Origin of the sequence: Streptomyces marispadix (assembly GCF_022524345.1) — a bacterium.
GTDB classification, from domain to species: Bacteria; Actinomycetota; Actinomycetes; order Streptomycetales; family Streptomycetaceae; genus Streptomyces; species Streptomyces marispadix.
Window position 1 is genome coordinate 3,138,831 of record NZ_JAKWJU010000002.1, and the last position, 17,183, is coordinate 3,156,013.

The following is a 17,183-nucleotide window of genomic DNA, read 5'->3' on the forward strand; positions in this document are numbered from 1 at the left end:
CTGTCCCGGCCGGGCCCGGAAGTCGCAGGTGCCTCCTTCCCCTTTCCGTTCAGCCGTGCCCCGTTCAGCCCTGCCGCGCCGCCCAGCGCACCGGCAGATGCGTAATGCCGTTGATGAAGTTGGAGACCAGGCGGACCGGCGGTCCGGCGAGTTCCAGTTCCGGCAGGCGGGTGAGCAACTGCTCGAAGAACAGCCGCATTTGGAGGCGTCCGAAGTGCGCGCCGAGGCACATGTGGGGGCCCTGGCCGAAGGCGAGGTGGTCGTTGGGCCTGCGGGTGATGTCGAAGCGGTACGGGTCGGGGAAGGCACGCTCGTCGAAGTGGGCGGAGGCGTGGTAGACGACGACCTTGTCGCCCTCTTCGATCCGCTGCCCGGCGAGTTCGGTGTCCCGGGTGGCGGTGCGGCGGAAGCTGAGCACCGGCGGATGCCAGCGCAGCATCTCCTCCACGGCGCTGGGCAGAAGGCCCGGGTCCGCGCGCAACCGCCGGTAGGCGTCGGGGTGTTCCAGGAGGGCCAGGACGCCACCGGGGAGGGCGCTGCGCACGGTGTCGTTGCCCGCGATCACGACGAGGAAGAAGAACATCGCCAACTCGTCGCCGGTCAGGGGGCGTCCGTCGTCGAGGGTTGCGGTGGCCAGCGCGGTCATCAGGTCGTCGGCGGGGTGGCTGCGCTTGTGCCGGGCGAGTTCGTGTGCGTAGTCGAACATGTCGCGCAGCATCGCGGGGGAGCGCGGGTTGACGGGGCGTCCGTCGGCGTCGCGTACGACCTCGGCGTGTTCGGGGTCCTGGTAGCCGATGACGCGATTGGTCCACTTCAGCAGCAGGCCCCGGTCGGCGGCGGGGACGCCGAGCAGTTCGGCGAGGTTGGCGAGGGGGAAATCGTCGGTGACCTCGGCGGGAAGGTCGCAACTGCCCTGCCCGGCAACGGAGTCCAGCAGGGCGGTGGCACGTGCGGTGATCTGTTCGGTGAAGCGTTCCAGGCGCCGCCTGGTGAACACGGCGGCGGCCAGGCGGCGGATCCGGCTGTGCTCGGGCGGGTCCATGTTGAGGATCATGCGCCTGATGAAGTCGAGGTCGCCGGGGGCGGGGTCGCGGATCTGAGTGGCGCCGAGCCAGGACGAGTACACCGTGGGGTCGCGCAGCACGTGGCGGACGTCCTGGTAGCGGGTGACGGCCCAATAGCCGGGCCCCGCAGGCCAGTCGAGCACTTCGCGCTCGTGCTGCCAGCAGACGGGGGCCTCGTCGCGGAGCCGGCGGAAGCCGTCGTGCGGGATGCCGCGTGCGAACACGCGGGGATCGAACACGTCTGGTGTGCCCGTGGGGGCGGCCATCAGTGCCTTCCGAGGAAGCGCTCGACGCTGGTGGCGAGGGTCACCGGGGACTCGTCCATCGCGTAGTGCCCGGCGTCGGGGAAGGTCTGAAGTTCCAGGTTGGGGTACCAGGCCCCGAACGTGGCCCGCATGGTCTCGGGGCCCAGCGCCGGGTCGTGCTGCCCGGCGATGACCTGTATCGGCACGTCGGCGCCCTGGATCTCGGTGTGGAAGTCGGTGCGCGCCCAGGCAGGCAGATAGGCGGCGAACGCGTCGCGGTCGGAGTGCTCCATGGAGTGCCGCACCATGGCGTCCAGCCAGGTGCCGGTGAGCCGGTTCCCGGTGGTGAAGTCGATGATGGCGCGGCGGCTGCCGGGGCTGTCGGCGGCGCTGGAGAACAACTGCCAGCTCTGCTCGTCGAACGGTACGCCGCCTGCGGGCACCGGCGACACCCCGACCAGTGCCCGTATCCGCTGGGGCGCGTCGGCGTACACGCGTTGCATCACGGACCCGCCCATGGAGTGCCCGAGCAACGAGAAGCGCTCCGCGCCGAGTTGATCGGCTGCCGTCAGTACGTCGGCTGCCGCCTCGGCGATCGAGTACTGCCCCGTCTCGCCGCGACGCTCCCCGTAGCCGCGGTAGTCCAGGAACACATAGCCGAACCGCTCCCGGTCGAGGTGCGGCAGCAGGGCCTGCCACGACCGCGACGAGCCGAACCAGCCGTGCAGAACCAGCACGGTGTGCGCTCCTGTGCCGACACGCTGAAAGTCCATGTCCCGTCCTCCGCAGCCGAGTTGGTGAGCTCGGCGAGCTTAGGACCGGGGGCACCGGCCGGGGAACACGGCATCGTTCGCGCAGCGGCCAGGAATGCCGGTGGCACGGGGTACCAGTGGAACTCGGTGCCCGGGCCTGCCGTTCTCGTAGCGCCGGGCGAAACGGAGCGGCCCTCCGGCGGACGGGCGTCCTGCCGGAGGGCCGAGAACATCACGGGTCTGCTTGCTGCTACACGTTCCCCGACCAGATGAACCTGGGCGAGTCCTCGATGTCACCGGTGATCTCGTACCAGATGCTGCCCGAGGAGTTGGTGCACCGGTAATAGGCCCGGACCCTCTCGCCCTTGGCGATGTGGCCGACGACCTTCGAGCCGGCGCTCATGCCCACATGGACCGCGGTGCGACGATCGGTCACCCCGTAGCGCCCCCACTCCTCGCACTTGAACGGGCCCTTCGTGGCCACTTCGCCGGACCGCCCCGCCGAGTCGGCTACGGCCACGCCTCCACCGGCGAGTGCAGTGCCGAAGGCAACGAGCGCGGCAACGCATGCGATTTGACGCCGCATGGTTCTCCTTCCCCCTGTATAGCGACGCCCCGGGGCTTTCGGCCCCAAGTGGGCGTCAGATCGGTCGAGTTCATTGTCGCTCACCTTGCGGCTCCCTCTCACCTGGAAATCGGCCCGCGACGGGCGGGACCGCTGAGACGCCTTCGCTTCGGACGCCTGCGCCGTATGTCTCCGTCACTCGTCGGCGAGCGTTCCGCCGGGGCGGTCCGAGACCGGCCACACATAGGGCAGGTCCTCCGGGACGCCGGGGAAGAGCGGTGCGTAGACGGCGGGGTCCTTGCGGAGCAGTGCCGAGCGGTGGCTGCGGTGGAAGGCCTCGTCGCCGAGCCAAGGGGGCAGTTCGCCGTCGGCCGCCAGCCGGGGCTGGTCGCGTACGGGCGGGGGCGGGCCGCTGCGGAGTGCGGCGAGGTCGGCGGTCAATGTGGCGGCGACGGTGTCCCCATGGCCCAGTGCCTGCCATGCGCGGCAGATCTCCAGGCCGTAGCGGACCAGCGCCTCCTCGTAGCCCGCCCACATGCGTACGGCCGGATGCCGGCGCCAGCCGTAGCCCGGGACGGTCAGGCCACGCAGCACCTGGAGTGCCTCGACTCGCTGCTTGCCGAGGCGGCGGGGGTCGAGGGCGAGGGCCGACGCGTCGAAGTCCGGGTAGGGAAGGAAGGTCTGCATGCTGTCGTCTGTCGTCCCTGGGGCGTTGGAGGAGGCGCCAAGCGGGGCGGGCGCAAGTGGCCGTGGCAGACGGGCCGTTGGCCGTGCCCCGGGCACGTGGGGTCCATCTTCCGTACGACGGCGTGTCCATGGAACGCGACGTGCCGCAGGCCCCGTGCCCGTCCGAGTGCGTCCGTCAGGGCGGCGGCTCCGGAACGGCGGAGCGGACCTCGGCCCGGCGGCGGGGGCGTGGCCCGGGGCGGGGGCGTCACCGCGGTGGCGGGAGCGCGGGGCCGGGGGCACGGGCAGGGAGCGCGGGCCAGGGCACGTACGACGGGTTCTCCGACGCGAGGGTTCAGCGCGACCCCCGGCGGTCAGGAGGCCGGCTGCTCATGGCGGAGTTCACGAGCCCTGATCGTCCGGCGGCCTGTGTCCCTCCGCCCGGGGTCTGTGCTGCACGGCCATCAGCGCCATGTCGTCCGCCGTGGCACCGCTCGTGTGCGCCTGTACGTCCTCGAGTACCGCGTCGAGCATCGCCTCGGGGTCGTCGAAGGAGCGGCCCGTCAGCGCGGCGTCCGGCTCGAAGAACGCGCCGTCGCCGTCCCGGGCCTCCGAGAGGCCGTCCGTGTAGAGCAGAAGCTGGCTCCCGTAAGGGAAGGGGACCTCCTCGATGAGGTCCGGCTTCCGGCCCAGGTCCGGCTGCCCCAGGGGCAGGGCCGCCACGGCGGGGTCGAGGAAGCGGCACTCGCCGTCGGCGAGCAGCAGCGGCGACGGGTGGCCGCGATTGACGATGCGCAGGCGCTCCGGGCTCTCCGCCGGGATCTCGGCGATCGCGGCCGTGGTGAAGTCCTCGCCGAAGTCGGGGTCGCGCCGCCGGGGGCCCTCCCGGAGCAGGGCCCGCTCCAGGCGATCGGCGACCGCCTCCAGGGTCGGCTCCTGATCGGCCGCCTCCCGGAAGGCCCCGATCAGCAGCACCACCGTCTGCACCGCGCCCATGCCCTTGCCGCGTACGTCTCCGATCAGCAGACGTACGCCGTAACGCGTCTCCTGCACGGCGTACAGGTCCCCGCCGATACGTGCGCCGATCTGCGCGGCCCGGTAGCGCGCCGCGACCTGGACGCCGTCGAGCAGTGCGGGAGGCACCGGCAGCACCGCGAACTGGGCGGCCTCCGCGATGGTACGGGCGGAGGAGAGAGCGGCACCGCTGCGTCGCAGGTGGCGGTTGATGGCGATCGCGAGAGCGGACACGACGGCGGTGGAGGCGGTCTCGGAGATGTCCATGAGGCCGTTGGACATCTCGTCGAGCACGCGCATGAGTGCGACGGCCGCGACGGAGACCATGCCGACCAGTGCCGTGCCGCCCATCGTGAAGAAGGGCGCGGCGGCGAGCGGGGCCGCGCAGAAGAAGGCGGAGCCTGTCAGCGTGGGAGCGGTCACCAGGTCGAGGACGACGCCGAGGGCGATCAGCAGCAGAGGCAGGACGCCGGCGACGCGGCGCAGCTCCATCGAGCCGAAGGCGTGGGCGCCGCGCATCACCGGGCCGTCGCGCCCGTCCGGCCCGTCACGCCCGTCGGACCCGGCGCGCCCGTCCGGCCCGTCGCGTCCATCCGTGTGCCGCTCTCTCGATCGCAGCATCAGCTCCTCCACCTCCCAAGGTGGCCAATGCCCCCGGGGGCGGCCAGCCGGGGCGTCCACTCACCAGGGGTGAACGGCCGCTTCGCGAGAGTGACCGTAATCCACAGCCGCCTCCGCGCGCACGGGGTCGTACGGGGCAGAAAGGCGCGCGGCTTCGGTCGCGGTACGGCGTTGCCGGCGGTCGTCGTGAACGATGGGACGTCACCGCGACGATCGGATGCGCTGCGCCTTCGGTGGTGGTCACCGGTTCGGCCCCAGGCTCAGGTGGGGTGCCCGGACTTCTCCAAGAGACCGGCGGGCCAAGTCGGTCGCTCCCGGCGGCGGCCGTAGTCGGGTCACTGCCGCCTGCGGGCCAGTACCAGGCGGCAGCGGGGGCTGCCGTCCGGGAGGCGGCCGAGGGAGTCCAGGGCGAGGGTGGTGATCTCGAAGCCCGCGGCGGTCAGGTCGCGACGCACCTCGGGCAGGGCGAACTGCCGGTAGTACATGACGAATCGGGGGCGCCAGACCGCGTTGCGCACCCGCATCGCGGTGTCGAATCCCCACAGCACCCAGTACGGAAGCGAGCCGACGCGGGGTGGCGCCGCGACGGGGAAGGCGAACAGGCCGCCGGGGCGCAGGGCCGCGTGGACCTGTGCGAAGAGCGTGGGCCGTTCATGCGGCAGGAAGTGGCCGAACGCCCCGAAGCTGACTGCCAGATCGAACGCGTCGCGGAACGGCAGCGCACGGGCGTCGGCACGCACCCACCGCGCCTCGGGCACGGCACGGCGGGCCGGCGCGAGCATGCCCTCGCTGAAGTCGGCCCCGGTGAGGGGGCCGGTGCACACGCGCCGCAGCACGCGTTCGACACCGGCCCCCGTGCCGCAGCAGAGGTCGAGCCCCGGCCCGAACGGCCCCAGCGGGCGCAGCGCTTGGGCGGTGGCGTCCAGCACTTCGTCCGGTGTACGGAACGGGCTGCCGTCGAACTTCGGCGCGAGCAGGTCGTAACCGCGCTGCGTGGACGACAGCGCCTGACGGGCGAGCTCGGCGAGGCCCGGTCCTTCCGGGGAGATGAACAGCGTCACGCCCTCACGCTAGCCCGGGGGCACGTGGACGGGCTCCGCCGGTCCGCCGGGATCTTTCGAATCCGGCACCTCTCGAATCCGGAAACGTTCGAGAGGCGCTTCAGGACCCGGTGATGTCGACCATCCACGGGATGCCGAAGCGGTCCGTGCACATGCCGAAGACGTCGCCCCACATCTGCTTCTCCAACGGGACCGAGACCGTGCCGTCCTTGGACAACTTGCTCCAGTAGCCGCGCAGTTCGGAGTCATCGTCGCCGCTGAGGCTCACCGCGAAGTTGGTGCCGGCGGAGTGTTCCATTCCCGGCGGGGTGTCGGCGGCCATCAGGGTGAAGCCGCTCGACGTCTCCAGCATCGCGTGCATGATCTTGTCGGCGTGCTCGGCGCCGGGCTGGCCGAACTCTCCGAAGGTGTTCACCGCCAGGGTGCCGCCGAAGACCTCCTTGTAGAACTCCATCGCCTGCCGGGCGTCGCCGTCGAAGCTGAGATACGGGTTGAGACGCGATGTCATGCCAAGCCTCCATGGCTCGAAACGATTCGAACAGTCGGATTCCGCACACTAGTCGGGGGCACTGACAGCGGCATCTCGGCCTCGGGGAGCCCGACGGCGGGATCTCCGGCCGAGTTCCGGCGGAGATTTCCGGAGAAGGGGCGCTCACGGAGGAGTCGGCCGGGGCTGAGAGGGCATCAACCCGCCGACACTTGAAGCTCTGTCCCCCACCAGGAGGCTGATGTGTTGGTCCGTAACGCCATACGGGCGGCCCTCGTCGGGACGTCGTTGACGCTCGCCCTGCTGGGCGGTCAGGCAGTGGCCGCCCCCACGGAATCCCCCCACGACACTGCCGCACCCGAGGTCCTCACCTATGACGCCGGCGGTTCCGCCGAGTTCGCCGACGCGGTGGACAGCGGCGTGAACGTATGGAACGAGAGCGTCAAGGCCGTACGGCTCGAACCGGTGAAGGACGGTGAGCAGGCCAACGTACGCATCGTCGCCGACGACGGATGGCCGCGCGCCGAGACCACCAGCCTCGGCAACGGCACCGTCTACATGGGCCGCGAGGCCGTGCAGGAGGGCCACGACACCATCCGCATCGCCTCCCACGAGCTGGGGCACATCCTCGGTCTGCCCGACGTCAAGCCGGGTCCGTGCTCCAGCCTGATGTCCGGCGCCAGTGCCGGAACGTCGTGTACGAACGCCAAGCCGGACGCCTCGGAGAAGGCGGAGGTCGAGGAGAACTTCGCCCAGGGGTCCGCGGCCACGGAGAAGTTCGAGCGGACCCTGGTCTTCCAGGACTGAGGCCGGTCGCCGCTGAACCTGCCGGGACCGACCGCCCGGCGGCCTCCCCGGCCCCGGCGGTCCTCCCGGCAGGCTCGCGTCACATCACGTCACGTACGCCACGTGCCCGCGTTCACGCCTCGCCGTGGAAGCGGCCGTGCAACTCCCGTACCTGTTCCGCGAATTCGGGGAACGGGCCCTCGACCACGGCACCGGGGACGACCTCCCGGATCGGAAGGGTGCGCACGGGAGGTGCGGGGACGCCCAACTCCGTAAGCCAGCCTGCCAGTTGCTCGGACGAACTCGCGTAGACGATGCGGCCCAGGCCGACCCAGCCGTGGGCGGCGGCGCACATCGGGCAGTGCTCGCCGGAGGTGTAGACGGTGGCGCGCGCCCGTGCCTCCGGGGTCATGTTCTCCGCGGCCCAGCGGGCGAGTTGGAACTCCGGATGGCGGGTGCGGTCGCCGAAGGCCACGCGGTTGCGGTCCTCGCCGAGGACCGTCCCGTCGGCCGCGACGAGGACGGAGCCGAAGGGCTCGTCGCCCGCCTCCAGGGCCTCGGCCGCCAGTTCCACACAGCGGCGCAGATGCCGCCGGTCTACGTCGTCCATGGTCATGGAGGCAGTCTGCTCGCGGCACCCGGCGCATGGACAGCGGATTTCCGCGGCGGCTGCCGAACCCCCGGCGCCCAGACCCCCGTTCGGGATTCTCAGGACTCCGAGGCTCCGTTCTCCAAGGTCTTCTGGACGTCGACGAAGCCGTCGTGCACCGGCGTCAAACGGCCGTTCCTGACCCGCTGGTACGTCACCGTCGTATTGACTATGCGCGGGAAGTCGCGCGCCGCCAGCATGTTGTCGTAGTTCCAGTTCAGCTTGGGCGTGAGGCCGCCGGTGCCGACCGGTTCGCCCTGGTCGAGGGCGCGGCGTACGGACTTGGCGGTGACGGACTCGTCCTCGTCCATGGACTTCAGCACCTGGCGCAGCACCGTGTAGGCGATCCAGGTCGTCTGTACGCCCGGGTCCGAGCCGTCGACGCGGTTGTCGCCGAAGGCGTGCTCCTCGATGACGCGCTTCATGGGTTTCCAGCGGGCGTCGCCGTCGGCGGGGTACCAGCCCGTCGCGAACGCGCCCTCCAGGGGGCTGCGCGGTCCGCCGGACTGGTCTACGAGGGACTGCTGCACGCTGCCCAGCACCGACGCGGTCCGTACGTACGGGCTGTCCTTCCTGAGCTGCCTGAACGAGTCGAAGAAGGTGTCGGTGCGTCCGCCGAGCACGGCCGTGACGCATGGCCCTCGCGCGGCGGCGCTGCGCAGCGCCGTGCCCGCGCGGGCGGCGGCGTAGGTCTTGGCGTCGGCCAGGGCCTTGTGTGCCTGACGTGAGTAGGCGGAGGCGTCCTCCGGGGCGCGCACGTCCGTGACGGGGCCCGAACCGCCCGCCGCCAGACCGGCGTTGATGAGCCTCGGAAGCTGGTCCCCGACGGTGGTGTCGGGACGCACCAGCGAGACGTGGGAGCAGGAACCCGCCGCGAGCTGGCGGCCGTTGCCCGCGACGAGTGCGGGGAGCCCGCCGTTGACGGGGTAGGAGTACGGACTGGTGAACTCCTGGTCGGCGACGCCGTAGCCGCCGATGTAGGGGATGCCGGCGCTCTCCAGGGCGGGCATGAACGAGCGGCCGTGCTGGCTGTAGGAGCCGACGACCGCGACGACGCCTTCCCTCTTGGCGCGTCCCGCGCAACGGGCCGCGCGCACCGTGTCGTTGTGGTCGTTGCAGGTGAGCACCCGGATCCGGTGGCCGTTGACGCCGCCTTCGGAGTTGACCCAGCGTGCGTACGCCTGTGCCATCGCGGGCATGCCCGGCATGTTGGTGGCCTCGGTGCCCTGCGGTGCCCACGTCATCACCGTGACCGTGTCCTTGTCGGCCCCGGCCGTGCCGGGTATCGCCCCGCAGCCCGCCAGCAGCGCGGTGCAGGCGGCGACGGAGACGACATCGGCAAGGCGTGCGGTACGACGGCGACTTGCGGTCATGCCGTGGAGGCTGCCGTCTGCCAACCAACGGGAGGGCCCCAGTACGTCAACTCTCGGTGACACGAGCGTGAACACCCGCGGCGATGGGCCACGGCGTCGACGGCCGGACCGTCGCGTCGACGGCCGCACCGTTGCGTCGACGGCCGCCGGACCGCACGGCCGCCCCCCATGCGGGCTGCCTGACCCTGCGGGCCGCCGCCGGGCGTGCTGGACTGGTCTTGTGAAGCGCAAGCGCACTCCGGCGCCGGTCCGTCGCGCCGGTAGATCCCGCAAGGCGGGCGCCGGGGACGTACGAGGCCGGCGGCGCGACGCACGTGCCGCCGACGCCGAGCTGGAGCGCCGAAGGGTCCGGCTCATGATCGAGATCACCGCGAGGGCAGGACCGTACCGCAAGGGCCTGCTGACGGCGGTCCGCCGCCTCGGACCGGGCGAAGCGCTGATCCTCTCGGACCTGGAACGCAACGGGCTACAGGTGCCGCAGCTCCACGACGTGCTGTGCGGCGGCCATGTGCTCGTCGACGACCCGCAGTTGTACGAGGACTGGCGGTCCGCGAAAGGCAGCCGCCCGCGGCTGTCCAGTCACCACCGGGACATCGACAAGACGCGCTATCCGGACATCGGGATGCGGGGCCAGGTCGTGCGGGAGAAGCTGCACGGCCGAACGGCGCAGGGCACCTGGGTGCAGTTGGAGAAGACACCGGCGGCCTTCGGGGAGCGGAAGCTGCCCGGCCCGAACGACCTGCGCCATCTCATGGACTACGTCGTCTACCGGGTCACCCGCAGCAACGTGGGCCCTTGGGGCCTGTCGCGGATGACCGAGCGGCGCCCGATGTATCTCTCTCCCGCGCTGGCGGTGCCGACGTCCCTGACGCCTCCGGTCGCGCGGTCGCTGACGCGGGCGTTGCGCCGTATCGAGGAGGACGACGATCTCACCGCCGTCTCACGGGACTTGGCGTCCCGCTTCCCTCCCCCGGACCGAACGGATCTGGCGGGTGAACTGGGGTGCGCGCTCTCCGGCCGGGCCGGGCGTGGGCTGTTCGGCGACTCCGACGTCTGGGTCGCGCAGACGGCGTCGAGCGTCGCCGCCGCGGTCCTACGGGAGACTCCCCGGCCGCCGGCGGCGGTCAGGACATGGCTGGACGAGGGACGGCCGGAGGGGCGACGGGCAGGCAGGCAGCCGCAGGGCGGGCGGTCTCAAGGAGTTCACGGGGGACGGCCGGGAAGGCAGCGGCCGGAGGGAGAGGCGGCATGAGCGACGCCGGGCGCGAAGAGCCATCGGACCCGCACGGATCACCTGACGGAGCACGGCAGGCCCCGCGGGAGAGCGGCGAAGGGCCGGGCGAAGCGTCCGTTCCGGAGGGGCTCGTCCCGGCCGTGCTGAACCTGGTGGACACGGGACCGGTGCTGCTGGGTGCGTACACCGTGGCCGAACTCACCGCCGTGGACGCGATCGTGGACTTCCTGGAGGCACGGCCGGACGACGACGTGCTGGCGGAGGCCGTACGTTCGCTGGCCGCACGCCAACTGCTTCTGGCCGGGTCCTCGGGTGAACAGGTCCAGGTGCGGGGGGACTTGGGCATCGTGGTGGCGTTCCAGCGGAGGGCCCGCAAGGTGCTCGACGCCCGGACGACCGGCACGGAGCCCGGGGAGCCCTGGCGCATCCTGCTGCTGCCGCAGCCCGAGGAGATCTGCCTGATGGTGCGGATCGACGCGCTCGGCGTACACCAGATCGGCCTGCACAAGATCGACGAGGCGCTGCGGACGCTCACCGACTGGCTGCCACGGGGCCGTAAGGCGGAGCAGGCCCCGGAGGACGTCGACGCCGAAGCGGTGCTCGCAGAGGCGGAACGTTCCGCGCTGATCACCGTCACCCACTACACCGCGCAGGGTTCGGCGGAGGTCGCCGACGCCAGCACCGATCTGGTGCTCGCTCGCACCGACGGACGGCTGCACATCCTCGCCAGAGACCCCGGCGACCGGGACAGGCTGGTGCCGAGCCGGGCGGCGGGCCGTGGGGACGACGTGGACGACAGGCTCACGGAACTGCTGCGGGCGTAGCGGGCAGGAGCGTTGAACGGCGCGGGCGGCGGGCACGCTGAGCGCACGGATCTCGGGCACGCGGGCGTCGGGCTCACGGGCACCGGGCTCACGGGCACCGGGCGCACGGGCACCGGGCTCGTAAGCCGAGGACACGGGCCGAGACCCCGGCCCATGCACGCGAGCCGGACACGTGAGCCGGGGGTGTCTCCGCACCCGACGGTCGGGAACCCGCTGTCCGTGTCAGGTGCGGAGGGTGTGGCCGGGCAGTTGCCCGTACGTCTGCTGGTACACGGTGGTGAAGCGGCTCGGGTTGGGGAAACCCCAGCGGGTGGCGACCGAGTCGACGGCCACGCCCGTCTTGGGGTCGGCGGCCTGGAGGTCACGGCGGGCGCGTTCCAGGCGGACGCGGTGGAGGTAGCCGAGCGGGCTCGTGCCGTACTCCCGGACGAAGCCGTGCTGGAGGGCACGCGGTGACACCGACACCGCGGCGGCGATGTCGATGAGCGAGAGCGGACGGTCCGCCCGGGCCTCGATGAAGGCGACCGCCCGGCGCAGCACGGCAGCGGAGACCCGGCCGGGGCCCGGCTGGTAGTCGGCCTCCATGGTGGTGTTCGGGAACGTCTTCACCGCGGCCGTCGCGAGCAGGTTCAGCGTCTGCGCATAGACCAGCGGCTCGCCGAGCGGAGTGTCCGGAGACTCCAGCCGGCTGGCGACGAAGCCGACCGTGGAGCGCCAGAACCGGTCCATCGCCGGGGAGACCGGCGTGGTCCCTACGAAGCGCAGATCGCCGTCTGCTCCGTACTCGACGGCGGCGTCCTGGGCGGCCTTCATGGGAATCGATATGACTTCCTTGCTGAGCCGGTCCCAGCTGATGGTCAGGGGAACGTGCATGGGGCTCACTGCCGTGTCGCCGATACGCAGCCGGGTCTCGGAGTCGCCTGCCGTGAACGTCAGCGTGCCGCCCCTGACGAAGGTGAACATCAGGTAGTCGAGCGGGGCGCACTCGATGCTCATCCTCGAATGCACGAGGTGGTCGAGGCTCATGTCCCCGGCGGTCGTACGCCTGCCCCCGAAGGTGAACTCCTCGGACTGGGCGTAGCGCGGCTGAAAGGAACCGAACATCTCGGCGCTCAGGGCCTCCCCCGTGCCCGGATCCGATGTGGTGAACTCCGAGTGTTCGACTGGCAGCCGCTCCATCTCCACCGTCATGGTCGCCTCCGAACTCAGCGGTGGCCGGGATCTCGTACAAGGTTCTTCTTTCGACCGTACTCCTCGGCCGCCGAAGCACGAGACCGTCGGCGTGAGCAGCTCAGAACCCTCTGACCTGCGACTTCGTGAACGTGGGCCGCGCTCAGACGGGCTCCTTGACGGGCCCTTTCCGGAACTGTTCCGGGGGCTGCTTCACGGGCTCCGCCGTGGCCGCCGCGGTCGCGGTGTCACGCGGCGTGCGCCGCCAGGGGCGAGGGCCGCCCGGCGGGGTCGGCGGCACGGAGAGCGTGAAGGACGACCGGGGACGGGCGTGACGGGGGCGGTGGACCCTCACGCTCCGGTGGGGGTGCCGCGCCTCCCGGACCTGCCGGACCAGCCGACGAAGTTCGTCGAGCTGCCGGACGAACGAGCGGATGCCGTACGCGCCGGACCGGGGAGCCCGCACGCCCATACCGGTCCCGCCCGTCCCAGCGGTCACGCCGCTCCACGTGAACTGCCGCCGTACATCGCCCACTTGGGCTCCCCCGGCAGCCCGCTCCCTCCATACGACGCCATCGGGCTGCACCGGACGGTCCCCGGACACCGCCGCCCCCGCCGTCGGCGGCAGCGCCGCGTTCCGTACGCCCGAGAGCCGCTCGTGGAGCCCGAGCCCAGGGCCCCCGGGGCGGCGGAGCAACGTAAGGGGAAGCAGGACACTGAGGCCGGCGGCCGCGGCCGCCGCGGCGATCTCCCGTGAGTACGCCTCCGCCCGTGCCGCCGCGTCCGCGAGGTCTCCCGGCCAGGCCGACGGCGACAGCGCGAGGGGCGAGGGATGTTCGGCGAGCGTCAGGGCGGCGAGCAGCAGCAGTGAGAACAGCGGCAGCAGTACGCCGCCGAGCAGTGCCGCCCGCAGCGTCAGCCGCCAGACGACTCCAGGCCCGGCGTGGTCCGTCACGAGCCGCAGCCGCAGCAGCCGCTTGCCGGGCGTCGCACCGCCCGTCGCGTAGGGCAGCACCACGAACCAGACGGCGCACACCGCGAGCGGCACCGCGAGGAGCGTCCCGGAATCGTCCGCGCCGCCGCCGTAGGCGACCACGAGCAGACAGAACGGTGTGGTCAGCGAGACGCCGATCAGATCGACGAGCAGCGCGGTCAGCCGCCTGCCGAGGGGCACGGGCACGCGGGAGAGCGCCTTGCCGTCGAGCGCGTCGAGGGCGGGCAGCAGCCTTGCGACCGGGCCGGTCAGTGCCCAGCCGAGTACGGCGCCGGAGGTGTTGATCGCCAGGTCGTCGACGTCGAAGAGGCGGTACGGGCAGTCGTAGAGGCCCCACACGCCCGTCCACTGCGTCAGTTCGAAGGTGAGGGAGAGGGCGAATCCGGCGCAGGCGGTGCCGCGCAGGCCGCGCCGGAAGTGATAGCGGAGGAAGACGCCGAGGGGGAGGAGCAGCAGGAGGTTGAAGGCGGCTCCGGCGACTGCCGGGTTGTGGATCAGCAGCGGACCCAGGCCGGTCCGGTGGTGTGCCTCCTTCCAGATGTCGCCGAAGGTGTTGCCGGGCATGAGCTGCGGCGCGGCCATCTGCGCGTAGCGGGCGCACACGTCCACCGCCTCGCCCGGCAGCGGCACGACGGTCATGCAGGCGGCGGTGAGCAGGTAGTGGACGAAGGCGAAGAGGGAGAGGAAGCGGCCCGAGGTCATCACACCGTGGCGCCGGTAGAGGGCGACGGCCGTGGGGAGCAGCAGTAAGAGCGCGAGCAGCGGGAAGAGCGCCGCGGCCGTCTTGATCGGCAGCAGATAGGTGTACGTCATGGGGTCTCCCGGCGTGGTGACGGGTGCGGCGGGGGCGCGCAGGCCCTGATGCCGATACGCGCCGGGCACAGGGGCGGAGCCTTCACGGCAAGCACTATACACACGATGTATACCTTGCATGTATAGCTTCCGATGGTGCTCCAACGGGCTTGACTTGAACCGAAGTTGAAGTCGAAGACTCACCACATGGAGAACACCGCGACCACCGCGACCGAGACCACCGCTGAGACCGCTGAGACCACCGAGACCGCCGAGACCGCCGAGACCGCCGAGACGGCCGAGACGGCTGCCGAAGAATCCGCCGGCTCGGGACCCGTGCTGCTGCACAACACCATGAGGATCACCGAGGGCCATCTGGACGGCTTCCGTGCGGCCGTCCGGCGCGCGGTCGAATTCGTGGAGGAGCACGGGCCGCAGCTCATGGTGCGCGTATTCATCGAGGAGGCCCGACTGCGGGCGCACAGCTTCCAGTTGTACGGCGACTCCGACGCGATCCGCACCCACTGGAGGCTGTCCGACCCCTATATCGCCGAGGTCATGGAGCACTGCTCCGTCGAACGGCTCGATGTGTACGGGAATCCGGACGCGGAAGTGCGGGCGGCTCTGGAGACGGGCACGCCGGGGCCGTTCCCGGTGAGCATCACCCCGCTGTTCACGGGCTTCGTACGCCTCGACGGCACCGGGGGATAACGCCTCGGAGGCCGCCTCGGGAAGCCTCGGCGCGTGCGGCGTTCCACGGTGAAGCGGAGCCCGCGCCCGAAGACCGAGTAGTGACTACTCATGCGTACGCACCGGTTCCGTCCAAGAATCCTCAACGGTCGTACGGATGCCGCACGGCAGGCCGTACGCGCGTTCGCCCTCGCTCCGACCAGCGAGGCGCTGCTTCTTCCATGACCGCGTGCCCGGTGCCCCACCACCGCGGCGGCCGCGGTTCGAGCGAGGAATGGGGACCAGGTGCCGGTTTCACGTCGCAGGATGCTGACCTTCGCCGCCGCGGGCGTCGCCGCGGCAGCCATCGACGCGGGCGGCAAGGGCCGCGCCGCGCTCGCCGCGTCGAGGCTGTTCTCGTCGGGTGCCCCACACCCCGCGAACGGCGCAGGCACGACGCTGGAACGAACGGTGCTGCCAGGACCGCCCGACGGGAAGGGGTTCCGGAAGCTGGTCGAGGGCGAGGGCGAGGGGCATCTGCTCCGGAGCGACATCACGTCCGTGCGCGCGGAGAAGCCCCGACCCCTCGCCGCCTTCGGGCACTTGAGCGATCTGCACATCATCGACGACCAGTCGCCGAGCCGCGTGGAGTTCCTCGACCGCTACAACGACAAGCCGGACTCGGGCTGGCCGTTCTCGGCGGGCTACCGGGCGCACGAGTTCCTGTCGCTGCATCTCGTCGACGCGATGTGCCGTTCGCTCAAGCAGCTCGGTTCGGGTCCGGCGACGGGACTGCCTCTGGCCTTCACGGTGGTCACGGGCGACGCCGTCGACAACGCGCAGCTCAACGAGACGCGTTGGTACATCGACCTCCTCGACGGCGGCAAGTCCGTACAGGCGGACTCGGGTTCGCCGGAGAAGGACGAGAGCTTCGCGAACGGCGCCTTCGGGCGCGACGAGCACTACTGGCGCCCCGAGGACCCGCAGGACCCCGCGAACCGCTACGGCAGCCGCGGATTCCCGCAGATCCAGGGCCTGCTGGGCGCGGCACGCAAGCCCTTCACCGCGGACGGGCTCGGCATGCCCTGGTACGCCGTCTACGGCAACCACGACGTGATGGCGCAGGGGAACCTGCCCATCGACACCGACCTGCCCTTCGTCCACTCGCTGAAGCACCACACCGTCAACGGCTCCAAGTGGACCGAGGGCCCCGAACTCCCCGACGACATGGACGACTTGGACCTCCTCGACGTCATCAAGGCCGTATTCGACGGCATCGAGTCGCAGGACGTCACGGCCGATCCCGCACGGCGGCTGCTCAGCCCCGCGGAGTTCATCGAGGAGCATCAGCGCACCCAAGGGCTCCCCGCGGGCCATGGATTCACCGCCGGCAGCGACAAGGCGTACTACGTGATACCCGCGGGAGACGACGACCCCGTCCGGTACATCACCCTCGACTCGACCAACCCCGGCGGCCTCGACAACATCACTCGCAACGCCGACGGCGGCATCGACGAGGAGCAGTTCGGCTGGCTGGAGGAGCGGCTGAAGGAGTCCAGCGGCACGTACTTCGACGAGTCGGGCGAGGCCGTGACACAGCAGGGGGTGCGGGACCGGCTCATCGTCGTCTTCTGCCACCACCCGCTGCACACCATGGACAACACCGAGAACGACCACCGCTCCGGCGAGGACGTCGAGGCGCTGCTGCTGCGTTTCCCCAACGTCGTCCTGATGGCCAACGGCCACACCCACCGCAATGAGATCAGGCCGCACGCACGGCCCGAGGGCCATCCGAAGCCGGGCGGATTCTGGGAGGTCTCGGCCGCCGCGCACATCGACTGGCCCGTGCAGAGCCGGGTCATCGAGATCGGCGCGGGACGCGACGGCGAGGGCAGGGACGCCCTGTCGATCTTCACGACCGTGCTCGACATCGACGCGCCCCTCAGCAACGGCGGCGATCTGGACAGCCCCAAGGCCCTGGCGTCCCTGGCGAGGGAGCTGGCCGTCAACGACATCCAGGTCGACGAGAGCCACCGCGGCACCGAGAAGGACCGCAACGCGGAGCTGCTGCTGCCCGCGCCGTTCCCCGTCGCCGGGCTGAGGGCGCCGCGCGGCAAGCACCGTGCCGGCGCGGCACTCCGCGGGCAGGGACGCCCGGCGGCTGCGCGGACGCTCGCGCGCACACCTGCGCGGATGCCTGCGCAGACCCGCTGACAG

The 17,183-nt window shown here is 71.3% G+C and carries 16 protein-coding genes; 5 read left to right on the forward strand and 11 right to left on the reverse strand.

Annotated elements, in window-relative coordinates; all coding sequences use genetic code 11:
* Positions 1-64 precede the first annotated feature (64 nt).
* The 7 genes from MMA15_RS13070 to MMA15_RS13100 form a co-directional block, all read right to left on the reverse strand.
* Complete coding sequence (locus MMA15_RS13070; RefSeq protein ID WP_241059649.1) at positions 65-1,330, reverse strand: cytochrome P450; 1,266 nt, start codon at positions 1,328-1,330, stop codon at positions 65-67.
* Complete coding sequence (locus MMA15_RS13075; RefSeq protein ID WP_241059651.1) at positions 1,330-2,082, reverse strand: alpha/beta fold hydrolase; 753 nt, start codon at positions 2,080-2,082, stop codon at positions 1,330-1,332. The genes MMA15_RS13070 and MMA15_RS13075 overlap by 1 nt, the downstream gene beginning before the upstream one ends.
* 229 nt (positions 2,083-2,311) lie before the next feature.
* Positions 2,312-2,647, reverse strand: a complete 336-nt coding sequence (locus MMA15_RS13080) for a hypothetical protein (RefSeq protein WP_241059652.1) — start codon at positions 2,645-2,647, stop codon at positions 2,312-2,314.
* 174 nt (positions 2,648-2,821) lie between these two features.
* Positions 2,822-3,313 carry an MSMEG_6728 family protein gene (locus MMA15_RS13085; protein ID WP_241059653.1) on the reverse strand — a complete coding sequence of 164 codons (492 nt, stop codon included), beginning with the start codon at positions 3,311-3,313 and terminating at the stop codon, positions 2,822-2,824.
* A 381-nt stretch (positions 3,314-3,694) separates the two neighbouring features.
* Complete coding sequence (locus MMA15_RS13090) at positions 3,695-4,927, reverse strand: PP2C family protein-serine/threonine phosphatase (protein WP_241059655.1); 1,233 nt, start codon at positions 4,925-4,927, stop codon at positions 3,695-3,697.
* Between the two features lie 335 nt (positions 4,928-5,262).
* Positions 5,263-5,988, reverse strand: coding sequence for a class I SAM-dependent methyltransferase (locus MMA15_RS13095; RefSeq protein ID WP_241059657.1), 726 nt, complete (start codon positions 5,986-5,988; stop codon positions 5,263-5,265).
* A gap of 100 nt (positions 5,989-6,088) precedes the next feature.
* Positions 6,089-6,496, reverse strand: coding sequence for a VOC family protein (locus MMA15_RS13100; RefSeq protein ID WP_241059659.1), 408 nt, complete (start codon positions 6,494-6,496; stop codon positions 6,089-6,091).
* A 222-nt stretch (positions 6,497-6,718) separates the two neighbouring features.
* Here MMA15_RS13100 and MMA15_RS13105 point away from each other — a divergent pair, with 222 nt between their 5' ends.
* Positions 6,719-7,282 carry a snapalysin family zinc-dependent metalloprotease gene (locus MMA15_RS13105; RefSeq protein WP_372498234.1) on the forward strand — a complete coding sequence of 188 codons (564 nt, stop codon included), beginning with the start codon at positions 6,719-6,721 and terminating at the stop codon, positions 7,280-7,282.
* A 112-nt stretch (positions 7,283-7,394) separates the two neighbouring features.
* Here the strand turns inward: MMA15_RS13105 and MMA15_RS13110 are convergent, their stop codons facing one another.
* Complete coding sequence (locus MMA15_RS13110; RefSeq protein WP_372498235.1) at positions 7,395-7,877, reverse strand: nucleoside deaminase; 483 nt, start codon at positions 7,875-7,877, stop codon at positions 7,395-7,397.
* A 92-nt stretch (positions 7,878-7,969) separates the two neighbouring features.
* Positions 7,970-9,283, reverse strand: coding sequence for an ABC transporter substrate-binding protein (locus MMA15_RS13115; protein ID WP_241059663.1), 1,314 nt, complete (start codon positions 9,281-9,283; stop codon positions 7,970-7,972).
* A gap of 355 nt (positions 9,284-9,638) precedes the next feature.
* Between MMA15_RS13115 and MMA15_RS13120 the strand changes: the two genes are divergently transcribed.
* Positions 9,639-10,535 (forward strand): hypothetical protein, encoded by an 897-nt coding sequence (locus MMA15_RS13120; protein ID WP_241059665.1) that lies wholly within the window; start codon positions 9,639-9,641, stop codon positions 10,533-10,535.
* Positions 10,532-11,341: a hypothetical protein gene (locus MMA15_RS13125; protein ID WP_241059667.1), complete on the forward strand. Its 810-nt coding sequence runs from the start codon at positions 10,532-10,534 to the stop codon at positions 11,339-11,341. The genes MMA15_RS13120 and MMA15_RS13125 overlap by 4 nt, the downstream gene beginning before the upstream one ends.
* Positions 11,342-11,563: 222 nt before the next feature.
* On the opposite strand, the gene MMA15_RS13130 is transcribed toward MMA15_RS13125, so the two are convergent.
* Positions 11,564-12,532, reverse strand: coding sequence for an AraC family transcriptional regulator (locus tag MMA15_RS13130; RefSeq protein WP_241059669.1), 969 nt, complete (start codon positions 12,530-12,532; stop codon positions 11,564-11,566).
* 142 nt (positions 12,533-12,674) lie between these two features.
* On the reverse strand, positions 12,675-14,318 hold the full coding sequence (locus MMA15_RS13135) for a VanZ family protein (RefSeq protein ID WP_241059671.1): 1,644 nt from the start codon (positions 14,316-14,318) through the stop codon (positions 12,675-12,677).
* A 186-nt stretch (positions 14,319-14,504) separates the two neighbouring features.
* Between MMA15_RS13135 and MMA15_RS13140 the strand changes: the two genes are divergently transcribed.
* A complete protein-coding gene (locus MMA15_RS13140; RefSeq protein WP_241059673.1) occupies positions 14,505-15,008 on the forward strand; it encodes a hypothetical protein in 504 nt (167 codons plus the stop codon).
* Between the two features lie 264 nt (positions 15,009-15,272).
* On the forward strand, positions 15,273-17,180 hold the full coding sequence (locus MMA15_RS13145; protein WP_241059675.1) for a TIGR03767 family metallophosphoesterase: 1,908 nt from the start codon (positions 15,273-15,275) through the stop codon (positions 17,178-17,180).
* Positions 17,181-17,183: the final 3 nt, after the last annotated feature.

What these genes read in the sequence shown, in the direction of transcription:
- MMA15_RS13085 (WP_241059653.1), bottom strand. Translation starts at nt 3,313, where the DNA reads ATGCAGACCTTCCTTCCCTACCCGGACTTCGACGCGTCGGCCCTCGCC.
- MMA15_RS13100 (WP_241059659.1), bottom strand. Translation starts at nt 6,496, where the DNA reads ATGACATCGCGTCTCAACCCGTATCTCAGCTTCGACGGCGACGCCCGG.
- MMA15_RS13070 (WP_241059649.1), bottom strand. Translation starts at nt 1,330, where the DNA reads ATGGCCGCCCCCACGGGCACACCAGACGTGTTCGATCCCCGCGTGTTC.
- MMA15_RS13140 (WP_241059673.1), top strand. Translation starts at nt 14,505, where the DNA reads ATGGAGAACACCGCGACCACCGCGACCGAGACCACCGCTGAGACCGCT.
- MMA15_RS13075 (WP_241059651.1), bottom strand. Translation starts at nt 2,082, where the DNA reads ATGGACTTTCAGCGTGTCGGCACAGGAGCGCACACCGTGCTGGTTCTG.
- MMA15_RS13115 (WP_241059663.1), bottom strand. Translation starts at nt 9,283, where the DNA reads ATGACCGCAAGTCGCCGTCGTACCGCACGCCTTGCCGATGTCGTCTCC.
- MMA15_RS13110 (WP_372498235.1), bottom strand. Translation starts at nt 7,877, where the DNA reads ATGACCATGGACGACGTAGACCGGCGGCATCTGCGCCGCTGTGTGGAA.
- MMA15_RS13135 (WP_241059671.1), bottom strand. Translation starts at nt 14,318, where the DNA reads ATGACGTACACCTATCTGCTGCCGATCAAGACGGCCGCGGCGCTCTTC.
- MMA15_RS13125 (WP_241059667.1), top strand. Translation starts at nt 10,532, where the DNA reads ATGAGCGACGCCGGGCGCGAAGAGCCATCGGACCCGCACGGATCACCT.
- MMA15_RS13120 (WP_241059665.1), top strand. Translation starts at nt 9,639, where the DNA reads ATGATCGAGATCACCGCGAGGGCAGGACCGTACCGCAAGGGCCTGCTG.
- MMA15_RS13080 (WP_241059652.1), bottom strand. Translation starts at nt 2,647, where the DNA reads ATGCGGCGTCAAATCGCATGCGTTGCCGCGCTCGTTGCCTTCGGCACT.
- MMA15_RS13090 (WP_241059655.1), bottom strand. Translation starts at nt 4,927, where the DNA reads ATGCTGCGATCGAGAGAGCGGCACACGGATGGACGCGACGGGCCGGAC.
- MMA15_RS13130 (WP_241059669.1), bottom strand. Translation starts at nt 12,532, where the DNA reads ATGACGGTGGAGATGGAGCGGCTGCCAGTCGAACACTCGGAGTTCACC.